The 14001-nt window shown below is 42.9% G+C and carries 9 protein-coding genes; 6 read left to right on the top strand and 3 right to left on the bottom strand.

Features of this window, described 5'->3' with window-relative positions:
* The first annotated feature begins 329 nt into the window (after nt 1-329).
* The 6 genes from RDO37_RS03070 to RDO37_RS03095 all read left to right on the top strand — a co-directional run bounded on the left by RDO37_RS03070 (nt 330) and on the right by RDO37_RS03095 (nt 7540).
* The gene (locus tag RDO37_RS03070) at nt 330-1286 is read left to right on the top strand and encodes a beta-ketoacyl-ACP synthase III (protein ID WP_281710418.1); all 957 of its coding nucleotides are present in this window, start codon (nt 330-332) and stop codon (nt 1284-1286) included.
* Between the two features lie 464 nt (nt 1287-1750).
* A complete protein-coding gene (gene fabD, locus RDO37_RS03075) occupies nt 1751-2692 on the top strand; it encodes an ACP S-malonyltransferase (protein WP_308498063.1) in 942 nt (313 codons plus the stop codon).
* A 115-nt stretch (nt 2693-2807) separates the two neighbouring features.
* Nucleotides 2808-3554, top strand: a complete 747-nt coding sequence (fabG, locus tag RDO37_RS03080) for a 3-oxoacyl-ACP reductase FabG (protein WP_308498064.1) — start codon at nt 2808-2810, stop codon at nt 3552-3554.
* Between the two features lie 867 nt (nt 3555-4421).
* Nucleotides 4422-4664, top strand: coding sequence for an acyl carrier protein (gene acpP, locus RDO37_RS03085; RefSeq protein WP_027939396.1), 243 nt, complete (start codon nt 4422-4424; stop codon nt 4662-4664).
* A gap of 546 nt (nt 4665-5210) precedes the next feature.
* Nucleotides 5211-6455: a beta-ketoacyl-ACP synthase II gene (fabF, locus tag RDO37_RS03090; RefSeq protein WP_027939395.1), complete on the top strand. Its 1245-nt coding sequence runs from the start codon at nt 5211-5213 to the stop codon at nt 6453-6455.
* A 362-nt stretch (nt 6456-6817) separates the two neighbouring features.
* Nucleotides 6818-7540, top strand: a complete 723-nt coding sequence (locus RDO37_RS03095; RefSeq protein WP_027939394.1) for a GntR family transcriptional regulator — start codon at nt 6818-6820, stop codon at nt 7538-7540.
* Nucleotides 7541-8181: 641 nt separating this feature from the next.
* On the opposite strand, the gene RDO37_RS03100 is transcribed toward RDO37_RS03095, so the two are convergent.
* The 3 genes from RDO37_RS03100 to RDO37_RS03110 form a co-directional block, all read right to left on the bottom strand.
* Nucleotides 8182-8979 carry a GntR family transcriptional regulator gene (locus RDO37_RS03100; RefSeq protein ID WP_308498065.1) on the bottom strand — a complete coding sequence of 266 codons (798 nt, stop codon included), beginning with the start codon at nt 8977-8979 and terminating at the stop codon, nt 8182-8184.
* 949 nt (nt 8980-9928) lie between these two features.
* Complete coding sequence (locus RDO37_RS03105) at nt 9929-10393, bottom strand: flagellin (RefSeq protein WP_308498066.1); 465 nt, start codon at nt 10391-10393, stop codon at nt 9929-9931.
* 1118 nt (nt 10394-11511) lie between these two features.
* Complete coding sequence (locus RDO37_RS03110; RefSeq protein WP_308498067.1) at nt 11512-13725, bottom strand: transposase; 2214 nt, start codon at nt 13723-13725, stop codon at nt 11512-11514.
* Between the last annotated feature and the right edge of the window lie 276 nt (nt 13726-14001).

A 14001-nucleotide genomic window follows, 5' to 3' on the forward strand; every position in this document is an offset into this window, starting at 1 on the left:
ATGTAATGGTAACGTTCTGCGCTCAAGCCTGCTTTTTAAGAGCTTAATAGCACTGAGCAGCTGAGTCTATAAAAAGATAATTGTCTTTTATATGCCATTCTTAAATTATAGACACAACTCCCCAATGTCAGAGTTAATCTAGTTAACTACGGACAGCTTTTGTTGCTGTATTACAATTGCATAAGCTAGTTAAGTTGCTAGTTTTTATAAGGCCTTGTGGCGAAAAGTAGCTGAGTTTTTTCCTTTTGGGCTATTAAATTCTTACGAAAAATGGCACAATGTACGGTTTCAGTCGAAGTTTTTGTTGCCAACCGAGAGTGGTGAGACATTTGTATACCAAGATTTTAGGTACCGGCGGCTATTTGCCTGCGCAGGTTAGAACAAATGCTGATTTAGAGCAGATGGTTGAAACATCCGATACGTGGATTGTTGAGCGTACCGGTATCCATGAAAGAAGAGTTGCCTCTGATACAGAGACTGCTTCTTATATGGGATCCCAAGCTGCCCTCAAAGCTTTGGAAGCTGCAGGTTTAGAAGCTAGCGCCATTGATGCAGTGGTTTGCGCCACTACCTCATCGCAAAATGCCTTCCCATCAACTGCTTGTGAGATTGCCTTAGCTTTAGGCATCAAAGAGATTCCTGCTTTTGACGTAGCTGCAGCATGTGCTGGCTTTAGCTATGCCTATAGCGTTGCTCACAACATGATCTTATGCGGTCAGGCAAAGAATGTTTTAGTAGTTGGTTCTGACACCTTATCCCATGCTTGCGATCCAACTGATCGCGGTACCATCATCCTCTTTGGTGATGGCGCGGGCGCTGTTATTCTTGGTCAGTCTGAAGAGCCAGGCACTCTTGCAGTTAAGCTCTCCTCAGATCCAACTCGTGGCGATTTATTATGTCTGCCATACGCCAAGCGCGGCACTTGCCCAAATACCGATGCCTATCTGTTTATGAAGGGCAACGATGTATTTAAGCACGCTGTTACTATGCTCTCTAATCTCGTTAAAGAGACTTTAGATATGGCTGGTCTTAAGGAAGAAGATCTCGATTTCCTCGTTCCTCATCAGGCCAACTTACGTATCATTAGCGCCACTGCTCGTAAGCTTAAGCTTGACATGTCTCAGGTTATCGTAACCTTAGATAAGCATGGCAATACCTCAGCAGCCTCCGTACCTTTAGCTTTAGATGAGGGTATTCGTTCAGGCCGCATTCAGCGTGGACAAAACTTACTGCTTGAGTCATTCGGCGGTGGTTTTGTTTGGGGCTCAGCCTTAGTTCGCTACTAATCACAATGGCTAAGTATCTGCCTTATAGGCCCGATACATCCAAGATTTCATTACGTCATCTGACGTAAGATATTAAAACGCAGCTTTCTTTTAAATAAGGACATCTTTGGCTCAATGCATAAAGTTGTAGAGCTTATAAGTTAATGTGCCATTGGCGATACTTAATAACTTAATAGGCGTTTAAGCTGCGTTGTTTAACATATCAGTAAACATTTTCCCTTCTCTTATCATTCCCATTTGACTCATCTTTATAAGTGTTGTTTGCATCGCATTCAATGATGTCTTTATATGGTATGTTTAAGGGTTGGCTCAGTGTAGAAGCTGCATTTTTGCAAACCTTACCTTTTGCAAAGCGGTCGATGTCGCGAGACATGGTGTTTATACATTGAGTAATGCTTTTCCATCAATTTGACAGGAGTAATGTGGGCAATTAGGTTTTTCCTGAGAGTTCACTAATTGTTACTATGAAGTCATTTGCAGTTGTTTTCCCAGGTCAAGGTTCTCAGTCAGTTGGCATGCTTGAGTCATTCATGTCAGATGCTATCGTGGCTAAAACCTTTGAAGAGGCTAACGAGGCTCTTGGTTACGACTTAAAGAAGATCGTTCTTGAAGGTCCAGATACTGAGCTCAACAAGACTGAAATTACTCAGCCAGCAATCTTAACTGCCTCTGTAGCAGCATTCCGCGCTTTCAAGGCCGCTTTAGGCGACGCTGCTCCTAAGGCATGTGCTGGTCACTCCTTAGGTGAGTACAGTGCCTTAGTTGCTGCAGGTGCATTAGACTTTGCTGATGCTGTTCGTTTAGTTCGTCTGCGTGGTCAGGCTATGCAGGAGGCTGTTCCTGCTGGTGTTGGCGCTATGATGGCTGTTTTAGGTTTAGAAGACGACGTTATCGTTTCAACCTGTGCTGAGGTTTCAAAGGACGGTGACGCAGTTTGGGCAGCTAACTTCAATACTCCTGGTCAGGTTGTAATCTCCGGCGCTAAGGATGCAGTTGCTCGCGCAGGTGAGGCTTTTGCTGCTAAGGGCGCACGTCGTTGTGTAGCTCTTCCAGTTTCTGTTCCATCACACTGCCCAATGATGCAGTCCGCTGCAGACAAGCTTGCTGATGCTTTAGCTAAGCTTGATCTTAAAGATGCTTCCATCCCTGTATATGCAAACGTATTAGCTTCAGCCATTACTACTAAGGCTGACATCGTTGATAGCCTCATCAAGCAGCTCATCGGCTCTGTTCGTTGGGTTGAGTCTGTTCAGAAGATGAAGGCAGACGGCATCGAGGCATTAATCGAAGTTGGTCCAGGCAAGGTATTAACCGGTCTTAACCGTAAGATCGACAAGAGCTTTGTTACTGGCAACATCGCAAGCGCTGAAGAGATTGCCAAGGTTATTGAGAGCCTCAACGCCTAAGTTAAGGTTCACATAAGCATCTGAGCAAAAATGTAATACGGCCTAGGATTTAACCTAGGCTTAGTTAAGGCCAAGATGCTTTAAGATTCAAATTTTCATTCACGAGACATTGAACATGATTAATCTGGATTTTGCAGGTAAGGTTGTTCTAGTAACTGGCGCTAGCCGTGGTATCGGTAAGGCCATTGCAAGTGCATTTGCAGCATTAAACGCAACTGTTATTGGTACCGCTACCTCAGAGTCTGGTGCTCAGGCAATCACTGAGTACTTAGGCGGCAAGGGCCACGGTATGGTCTTAAACTCTTTAGAGCCTGCTACTTTTGCAGACTTTGTTAAGGCTGTTGAAGAGAAGGCTGGCGGCACTGTTGATATCTTAGTTAACAACGCTGGTATTACTCGTGACAACCTCTTCATGCGTATGAAGGATGAGGAGTGGGATCAGGTTATCTCTTGCAACCTGACTGCCGTTTCTAAGCTTTGCCAGCTGTGCATGCGCGGCATGATGAAGAAGCGCAATGGCCGCATCATCAACATCACCTCTGTTGTTGGTGAGACTGGTAATGTTGGTCAGTGTAACTACGCTGCTGCTAAGGCAGGTCTCATTGGCTTCTCTAAGTCTCTTGCCAAGGAATTAGCTGCCCGTAACGTAACTGTTAACTGCGTAGCTCCAGGCTTTATCACCACCGACATGACTGCTGTTTTATCAGACGAGATCAAGGAGCAGTTATTAAAGGCTGTTCCTCTTGGTGCTATGGGCAGCGCTGACGACATTGCTGATGCTGTTGTTTTCTTAGCTTCTGATGGTGCTAAGTACATCACTGGTACTACCATTGATGTAAACGGCGGTATGTACTGCGTCTAATTTTTTAAGCCTGATTGACAGTAATATGGCAATACAGCCCCTTAACTTTGGGACTGCAAGGAAAATTCAAGGGCACAGGATATTAGCTAATTAAGTTTTTATTTATGTGTCTGTATGCAAAGCAAAATGCTTTAGTCACTGATCAAGATCATGATTTAGAGATTTTGCTAAGTTTTGTCTTTGGAATTGAGTCAAAGCTCGCATAGTTCTATACAAATTTAGCCAAAGTATTGTGATTAGGCTTAGTATAAACCGTAAGATATTGCTCAATATGAGCACTCATGCGGTAGTGCGATCAAGCTTTAGAGCAAGTCTGAAAGACACTTCTTAAAGTGGTCATACTTTAAGGGTGCGATAGATGTCTGATGAGAACTGTCAGTCTAGGTTCTAGTTAGCGCTAGGACCTTAGCTACACCCATTTGTTAGTGTGAACAACGGCATATTAAGCAAAAATAGCCGATTTTTCAGGGCTTTACACTATTCAAGCGGAATGTTCTTGTATATAATCAGCATCGAACAGTTCTTGCGATTTCTTGACTGAAAAAGAATCTATGGTTTTATTCAGTTAAGAGTGCAACTACTCAACCGCCTTGTTTGTCGAGCTGCAGTTGTGTCAGCCCAACATCCGGTATTTCCGGTACGGGCCAGCCAGTCGGTAACCGGTGTTGAGAACAGTTTGGCTAGGTTCTGACTGTCTAGAGCGGATTTACATCTTGGCCGTCTTTATTGATGGCTCTTGATACCACCTATGTGATAGAGTAGCTAGGCTTTATTGCCTATGCCTACTACAGTCAGATTTCTTTCTCCAACATTGTGTTGGATGACACTTACTAAGGACAGAAGTGCTAAGCACTCTGACGGGAAAAAATGAGCGATAACAACATTGAAGAACGCGTAAAGAAGATTATTGTTGACATGTTAGGCGTAAAGGCCGAGGATGTCGTTCCTGAGGCATCATTCGTCAATGATCTGGGCGCTGACTCTTTAGATACTGTAGAGCTCGTAATGGCTCTGGAAGAAGAGTTCGAGACCGAGATTCCTGATGAGGAAGCTGAGCAGATCAACACTGTTCAAGCAGCTATCGACTACATCAAGTCACACCAGGAGTAATACTTGCGCTGCTCTAGCAGCTTAAGTATTAGCAGCGGTACAGCCTAGCTGTACCGTCTGTTACTCATACAAACAGCAAGCCTCGGCTTGCTTGTTTTGTTTATAGGCCTTAGAAATATAAGGCAACACCATAACTATTCATAAGTTGCTACACATTAAAAATCACAGCATGTGTTGGTTTTGTTCGATTAGTCTATTCCCTCTACAAAATTAAACGCGCTGTATACGCCTTTGACGCATAGATATCGTATTATCATTACTCTAAGTAATTGAGCATAAGGCCATTGTGTGGTAATGTGTGATGTTTGCAGTCAATATTGACTGCTCAAAGTACAATTCTATGTCCTATGACTGTAAGAGCTTGTACAAGATTGTAAGCTTCAGTCTTAACATAGAGCATTGCAAGTTGCTTGTACAAAGAAATATGTTTTATAGGCAGCGCCTAAAACCTGTATTCTTCGGTATCCTACCAATTCTTAATGGGTAGACGAGGCCGGAGCGCTGCAATATAACAATTTAGCAATTACTATTTTGGAGGCATTAACGGTGCAAAAGCGCAGGGTAGTAGTGACCGGTCTTGGCATGTTAAGCCCGGTGGGTAACACTGCAGAAGAATCTTGGCAGAATTTACTCGCAGGAAAGAGTGGCATCTCAACCATTGAGCATTTCGACACCAGCGCCTTTTCGGTAAAGATCGCCGGCCTGGTTAAGAACTTCAATCCAGAGGATTTCGGAATTACTCGTAAAGACGAGCGTAAGATGGATCCTTTCATCCAGTATGGTATCGCTGCTGGTCTGATGGCTTTTGAAGATTCTAAGCTTGAGGTTACTCCTGAAAATGCCGAGCGCATGGGCGTAATGATTGGCTCAGGTATTGGTGGTTTAGGTTTAATTGAGCAGAACATTAATGGTTTAGCTCAGAAGGGCATTAAGGGTATCTCCCCATTCTTCGTTCCATCAACCATCATCAACATGGTTTCTGGCCACTTATCTATTCTTAAGGGCTTAAAGGGTCCTAACCTGGCCTCTGTAACTGCTTGTGCATCCGGTACTCACGCTATCGGTCTGTCAGCTCGTCTGATTGCTTGCGGTGATGCTGATGTAATGTTAGCTGGTGGTGCTGAGAAGGCTTCAACCCCAATGGGTATTGGTGGCTTCTCTGCCTTAAAGGCATTATCCACCCGTAACGATGAGCCAGAAAAGGCATCCCGTCCTTGGGATGAGGGCCGTGACGGCTTCGTATTAGGTGATGGTGCTGGTGTTCTCGTATTAGAAGAGTACGAGCACGCTAAGGCACGTGGCGCAAAGATCTATGCTGAGTTAGTTGGCTTTGGCATGTCTGGCGATGCTTACCACATGACCGCTACCCCAGAAGATGGTGAGGGTGCACGTCGCGCTATGCTTAACGCTTTACGCGATGCTGATGTTAAGCCAGAAGAGATTGGTTATATCAACGCTCACGGTACTTCAACTCACGTTGGTGATATTTCTGAGCTGCGTGCAGCTAAGGCTATCTTCGGTGAGGCTCCTGCTAAGACTGTAATGAGCTCAACCAAGTCTATGACTGGTCACTTATTAGGCGCTGCAGGTGCTATTGAGGCAATCATCACTGTTCTTGCTGTACGTGATCAGAAGTGCCCACCTACTATCAACTTAGAGAACCCAGCTGAGGAAGTAGGCCAGTTCAATTTAGTTCCAAACAAGGCTATCGATCACGAGATTAACTATGCAATCTCCAACAGCTTTGGCTTTGGTGGAACTAACGGCTCTCTGCTGTTCAAGCGCGTTTAATGTACTAGTTTGAGTAAGCTTAATTAAAAGCTTCTCAAGCCTATAGTCATTACGACTTACAGGCCCCTGATAAAAACTTATCGGGGGCTTGTTGTTTTTAAGTCAGCAAGATTTAACCATGCCCGTATCAGGCTCTTTGCCACCTTTTTAGCAAAGTAATGTACGCGCTCAGCGCTATATAGTTGTTAATGACACATGTTCATCAAGCTAAAAGTAAGGATATTTGAGTCTTTATTGTGAGAAAGGGCTAAGAATCAGTACTAGAGCCTAGGATTAGACGCTCTTTAAGGTTAACTTTAATTTACGGTTTGTGTTGCCTAGTACGGCACATTCACTATGGCCTAGCCTATTAGGACAATCAAATGAGCAATCTTGAGCTTCCTTCTTTAAAGATCAACAACAAAGTAACTATCTCAAGACAGATCTATACTTTCTTGAGACATATCATTACTACAGCTTCGATCTCTCCTGGTACTAGCATTTCTGAAAATGAGCTGTCTAAACACTTCAATGTTTCCCGTCAGCCAGTTCGAGAGGCTTTAACCACTTTAGAGCATGACGGACTTATCACCATCATTCCGCAAAAAGGTACTGTGGTTAAGCGTATTTCTGTAGCCAATCTCAAGAGCGTGGTCTTTATTCGTGAAGCTTTAGAGTGTGCATCTTTGGATAACATCAGCAATCTGCCACCAGCTAAGCTGTCTAAAGCCTTAAGAAAACTGCACAACAACCTCGATGATCAGCGTAGGAAAGTAGATCCGTGTAACTTAGCCTCATCATTTTTGCCTATTGATGATAAGTTCCATGAAATCATCTGCTCTTTCTCTGATTGCTCTATGACTTGGGATGCCATTCAATCGATTAAAGGACAGCTTGATCGTATTCGTTATTTAGCTATGGGCTCAGATCACCCGATCTCGCCAATTGAGAAGCTTATTGCCGAACATGAAGAGGTAGTTAAGGCCATCGATAAAGGTGATATTGAAGAGGCTAAGCGCCTGTTACGCTATCACCTGCACGAGATCATGCAAACCCATGTCTCAATTCGTCAGCAGTATTCAGAGTGGTTCGAACCAGAAAACTAAGCTGAGCCAAGCTAAACATAAATGCTAAACACAAAGTTAAGCACTAACGCTCAGCCCCTCAAGCCTGCCATCGAGCAGGCTTTGCTGTCTTTACACGCACAACAAAAAACAACAAATGCCCACCAAAACCCCAATAAACTAAAACGCCCACACTCGGTCAAACCACGAAAGAGATTGCCTAGACGCTCATACAGCGACATTTAAAGCATTTACGTACATTGAGTGCTAAATTAATAGAGAGCGCTATACGCGCACTCTATGATGCGCTATGCGAACGCTAAAGTAAGACAGAAAGATGAAAGTCATACGCCATTGCAAAGTATGTCACTATGAAGATAAGACCGCAAAGAAGATAAGACTAGCAAGAAGGTAAGAGCACAGGGGACTTGTTAGGCTAAAAGCCAATGCTATGCATCAAAGATGACAGTGCATAGCATGGTCAGAAATACAAAGATATGCGGTAAAGATGTGCAATAAAGAGATGCACAACGCTATGTAGCAACGAGATGCAGCAAGGAGCTGATAGTCCAACCAACATGATGGCACGAATGACCCAAAAGACTAGGTTATGTGGTTGGGGCTTTGGATAAATAGGGCATAGACTTTAGCTTTTTAGTAGCAAGTCCATGCCGCCAAAGTGCCTAGATATCGTCTTCCTCGTCAACAGATACGTAGGTATTGTCATCTTCAAAATCAGCGCCACCAGTTACTAAAGCGATAGACTCTGGAGTAAACCAATCGCTGAAGTTGCGCATTATATCTTTGTGGGTATCTAAGATCTTATGCAGGTGGATATGTAACAGCTCAATGGCCTTATCAAGATTGTCTTTAGCGAGTTCATCATAGATTTCTTGATGCTCGTTAGTAATCCCATCAGTGTGGCCACGTAAGTCAAAGGATAAGAAGCGAATACGATCCATCTGTCCCTTGATTCCCTGTACAGTCTCCCAGGCCATATCAGCACCTGAGATAGAGCAAAGCTTCTTGTGGAAAAGGTCGTCTAAACGCAAGTACTCGGACTTTAACTTGCTGTCTTTAACAACATTGCGCTGCATGTTCAGCACTTTGTTTAAAGTCTCTAAGTGGCTCTTCTTCTCGGCATCAGTAAGATTTGCAAAGTTGCGTACGCACTCTTTTTCGATAGCGCAACGAACAAATACAGTTTGGTAGAGCTCTTTAATGCAGATGTGCTCAACAATAGAACCGCGCTGTGGCAGTACAGATAATAAGCCTTCATAGCTAAGACGCATTAAGGCTTCACGTACTGGCTGACGGGAGACGTTGAAGTGCTCTGAAAGAGAGTTTTCAGACAGAATGGTGCCAGGCTTTAAATTGGTTTCAGTAATCTGCTTACGCAGGAAGTCGTGAATTTGTGGGCTAATGACTTTCTTTGGCGATAGTCTAAGCTTTGGAAGATTGTGAACTCCTGCAACTGACATTACAAAACCTCTTTGTATTACTAGTGATAGCTACCATGTTTAGCAAAGCCAAAGATCAAATAGTAAGTACAACAAAGGTCTATATACCTTTCAAAATACTAAGATCTCAAAGGCTTCCACAACTGAAGATGGCACACTACCAAAGTGAATCAAGCCGATATGTCGACACCTGTCGCCTAGTATACTAGTTACTAGTTAAGCTGATTATTCACTTACTTTTACATAACCACAATCAATGTAAGTAAAAGCAGTTCTCTTTAGTACATCAACAAACTTTATCAATTATAGCAAAATCACGCAATTAAGCCTAATTACGACATTATCGCAACCAAGGTTCATCTGAGTAAACCCTACATAACAGCGTACATAGCACAATACTTGACTACTAGTATCCTAGTTTTTAGTTAAGATATTTTACACAAGTATATTAGCATATTGTGAAACGCCTCTCGCAAAAATCCAAAAAACCACCACTCTTTCCTAAATCTACATACCCATACAGTAGCCTAACTACAACTTATCAGCGTCTCAAAAATCTTTGCATATTAACTCGGTAGCAACAGTACCCATACCAAATGCCCAAGTACTACGCCAATCTTTGCAAATATATCGCTCCGCCAACCATGTGCCCCATCCTAAAGAGCGCACGTAGTACATAATTCTTTGCAAAGAATTACTGTGCAAATAGCCGTTAACTTCAAAAGGCATGTGTAGTAAGCAATTCTTTGCATGCTAAATCCCTCTACCAAACTCGTGACACAAGACCAAAAGCTCATGTAGTAAATAGTTCTTTGCATGCTAAATCGCTCTTCACTAAGCATGTGAAAAGTTGAGCAGACCATGTACGCTATTCTTGGCATATTAAATACTGCGCAAAAACGAAAAAGCCCCAGTACCTGTCAAGGTTCTGGGGCTTTTGACTAACTAATTAGTCGTAAGAAAGAATTGACTAGCCTAAGAGGCTTAAGCCCAGCTGAGGACGGGTGTTAGCCTGCATCAGCATAGAGGCTGCAGCCTGCTGAATGATTGACTGCTGTGAAAGGTTAGCAGACTCTTCAGCAAAGTCAGCATCACGAATACGTGAGCGTGCATCAGCTTCGTTAGCAGCAACGTTTGACTGGTTGCGGATAGAGCTCTCAAGACGATTTTGGATGGCACCTAAATCGGCACGCTGACTATCAACGTAGCCAATCATCTTATCCATATAATCAATAATATTAGCCGCCATGCCTGCGCCAGTGAAGTTTACCTTCATAGTATCGCCGTTAGCAGCCTTTACGAAAGCCTTATCAGCAGCAGCTTGATCTACAAACTCACCTGCTGCAATACCAGCCTTTTGTGCAGCAGCAGAGAACTGAAGGTTTACAAGGCCGAAACTGATAGTATCGCCCTTATTTGAGCCTATGTGAAACAAATCATCCAGTCAAGTACTTTTTATACAGCAGATAGCGTGCCAGAACAGCAGCAAAAGATTTGACGCGATTCTGAGCGTCAAATCTACAAAAGCGCATGAGCCCCTCTCGGCTCATGCAACATTTATGGTTGCAGCAGCGGCAAGCATTGCCGCTGCGAAACCACTTTTAAAAATACAGCACGTTAGTGCTGCTTAAGTTGAGAGAGCGTACCTGCAGATATTCTCTCTTCATACAAAATGCGCATATATAAGCGAAGCGCTGGCTGATGCCAGGCTAATATTACGGCCGCTTAATGGTTTTGGTAGGGTACTGTGATAGGGTCTTTAAACGTAAAAATTGGCGACAATACTACTGCAAAAAATAACTTCTCAACCATGTGCTATTGTGTCGGCATAGCCTAGTCTTAGAACAACATGACCTATGTAATGCCTCTCATATGAGGGCTTAGATTTAGTTAAGTTTGGTCAAATTTTGGGCGCACGATCCCTGTGGCGCTTAATGCACCAGGATCAAATTAGCGCTCTAGTTATATGCTTCTAAGACTGGTTAAACCATAGCACATTCCTTCTGTACCAATACAAGATCCGACTTCATGAATGTCTAGTGTTAGCTATTCTTCTTTTCGCAAACAGTTGTTATTGATACATGCTTGGTTGATAAGTTCATCTTTGCTGACTCATTTGGGACGGCGAAAGTTCTCTTACGGAACGACTCTATGGTATGTCTTTATTGTTGACAATAATTAAAGGATCTGTGTCAACGACTGGTCCGTTTATGAGCCCTGGTTGTAGCTTAAGTCGCTCGAGATTTGACTTTAAGAATGTGAATTCCGAGTGTTCTGGTGATCGATACGAAAAAAGAGACTTATGCAACAGTTTATGGGGCCTCCCGAAAGAGGCGGTTAACTGCTACATATCTATGTCAAGGCCGCAGCCGCTTAGGCTGCGCCGTAGGGTAGCCTTGACATAGATATGTAGCAGTGACAATGGGAAAGGGTCGGCGGGTCCGACAAAGGGACCCGCCGACCGATACTTTGCTTAATCTGGTTACACGGTATGTCGTGTCCTATAGTTTAGTGAGCCAAATGGTGTGGGCCGGCATACGCTGGCAGCCTGCACTAAAGGTCAGGCAGGTCGTCAGACTTCAACTCTGATATAGTCTTGTTGGTAGTCTTTCCAGCAGTCGAGGCTTTTGCTTTCTTTCTCTTAGCATTAGCCTCTAACTTTGCGCCTGAGATTGCGGCTCCGGCTTCCACAGTTTTCATTCTCTTTTTGTGCTCTTTGATTAAGCTGTCACGCTCTTTTAATGTTAATGACTGATTGTATTGAGATAGGCTTAAAAGTACTGGTTTTTTGGCTTCGTACCTAATGTAGCTATCATCGCCTTTATACCAAGGCACATCATAGCTATGATGCATTTCTGGTACATATGACGGAACTACTTTAGGAGGAGCTAAAGGAACCCACTCTTGCTTGCTGTCATTAAACACTCTTACAACAAGGTGTTTATCAAGGTTCTGATCATACTTGTTACCTTTAAGAATGATGATTGCTATCTGTAAAAGTCTATTAGAAATTGACACAGCAATCTTCTTATTAGGGATTCCACGAATTACCTTATCAATAACCCATGAGCGTACTTCATAACCTTCCTTTTTGGACTTTTTCCATGCCTTCAAATGAACATTTAAAATATTCATTGAAGCTTGGTAAAGACATCTTTTTAGCTCAGGCAAGCCTCTCTTACTAATGCCTAGCTGAACGGTTACACCGCCAGTACCAGTATGTTTTGGAACGCAGCCTACGTACTTTAAAATAGCCTTTCTTGAAAGATCTGCATTAATAAGCGGTGCGACGTGTGCAAGTATTCCAGTTGCAAGTGTAGGTCCAATACCTTTAACAGCCATAAGATCATGGGCCAATAGGTCAAAAAATGCGAATCGCTTAATAGATGCATCCACTTGTGAGTCAATCTTTAGACAGTTGTATAAGTCCTTTAAATAGATGTGCGTTGTATTGATCTTTACTACGTCGTGAATGCTCATCTTTGCTTCAAGCATATGAGATAAAAAGCTTGGATCTTTTATGATTAGATTATGGACTCTTGAGTCAAACTCATGTTCAAGAAGATCATTCTCTTGTTCATTATCTTTAAGAAGCAGGTTTCTAGCGTTAGATGCGAGAATCGTAGTTACTATCAAATGCTTCGCATACATTATTGGACTTTCTTGCGGAGCTACCTTGTAACCTCTTTCGTTAAGGTACGCCTTAAGCCTATTATTTGCCATAGTTAGGCTCTTTGTGCTTTGTTCTTTAAGTGTAAGAAGACTGGCAAGAGCTGCTTCATCCTCATTTTTAAGCACGACCTCTTTGATATCTGTAGTTGGGCCACAAATGAGAGATGTTAGATATGTTTGATAAATTGCACGAGCATCGTGATTATCGTTCTTATCTGCATTACGAAAGCCTGATACTGTAGAAGCATTGTAGGCATGAGGACAAAGACCATATTTCCTAGCTTCGCCACCTAACCAATTTGATGTGCTGCATGCTTCATAGACTATATGGCAACCACGAGGAAGAGCGGAAAAGATCTCATCAAGATCATGGACTTTAAAGGCAATATAAAAGCCTTCAACCTCTGGCTTGTCGCCATTATTATCGGTAATCTCAAAGAAGCCGCTATATTCGAACTTAGCGATATCTAAGGCCAAGACAAAAATGTTGGATGCGACTTTCTTAAACTTTGCCAAAGTAATCTTTGTTGGAGCTTTACCGCTTATAGACTCATTACGTGCATTGGCAAGCTCAACAAGCGAGTTTGCCCCGTAGTTGCAATACAGCTGATCTTCAATGAATTCTGCTGGCTTGATCTCTTCTGCATTGGTTTTAGTGAATAAGACCTCATTGGCATCAAACATCAGTGGAGGAGCAGGTAAAATCTCTGGAGCAGCCAGTTGAATTGACTTCTGCAACAACAATGCAGCATCGTCGTTGGTAGATACAGTATTTTCTGCGGCTTTTGAGTCAATTACTTTCTCAGATGGAGCGGCTTTAGTTGTTTTCTTAGAGGTAGCCTTCTTAGTTGATGAGGTTGAGGAAGAAGTCTTAGCAGAAGTCTTCTTGGTTGATGAGGTTGTGGTAGAAGTCTTAGCGGAAGTCTTCTTGGTTGATGAGGTTGTGGTAGAAGTCTTAGCGGAAGTCTTCTTAGCAGATGATGCTTTTTTAGATGTCTTTGCTACTTTTGAAGCAGGAGTGGTGGAGTTGGTAGAAAGGGTTGCATTGTCAAGACAGGTATTGTCCTGAGCGGAGGTGGTAATCTTTGCAGACATGTTTTTTCTCGCAAGTGAAGAATTTAACAAAAGCCTGAAAGACTGCTATACTAGCCCCAGTGTTTTATTGGTGGTGGCGTTTGCAGTCTTTCGCTGTGAACGCACATCTTAACACACTGATCATAGTATCTTCCGAGATTGGACTCGGTTATCTTGGTAAAAGCAATAAATTTAGTGTAAGAACGAAAAGAATTAGTGGCAAACTAAGTCGCGGGAAAAGACAAGTTTGCGAGATTGCAGCACCAAAAAGTCTTTCAGAGGTGTTTCACTAAATTC

It is taken from the genome of uncultured Anaerobiospirillum sp. (genome assembly GCF_902485895.1).
Classification (GTDB): Bacteria; Pseudomonadota; Gammaproteobacteria; order Enterobacterales; family Succinivibrionaceae; genus Anaerobiospirillum; species Anaerobiospirillum succiniciproducens.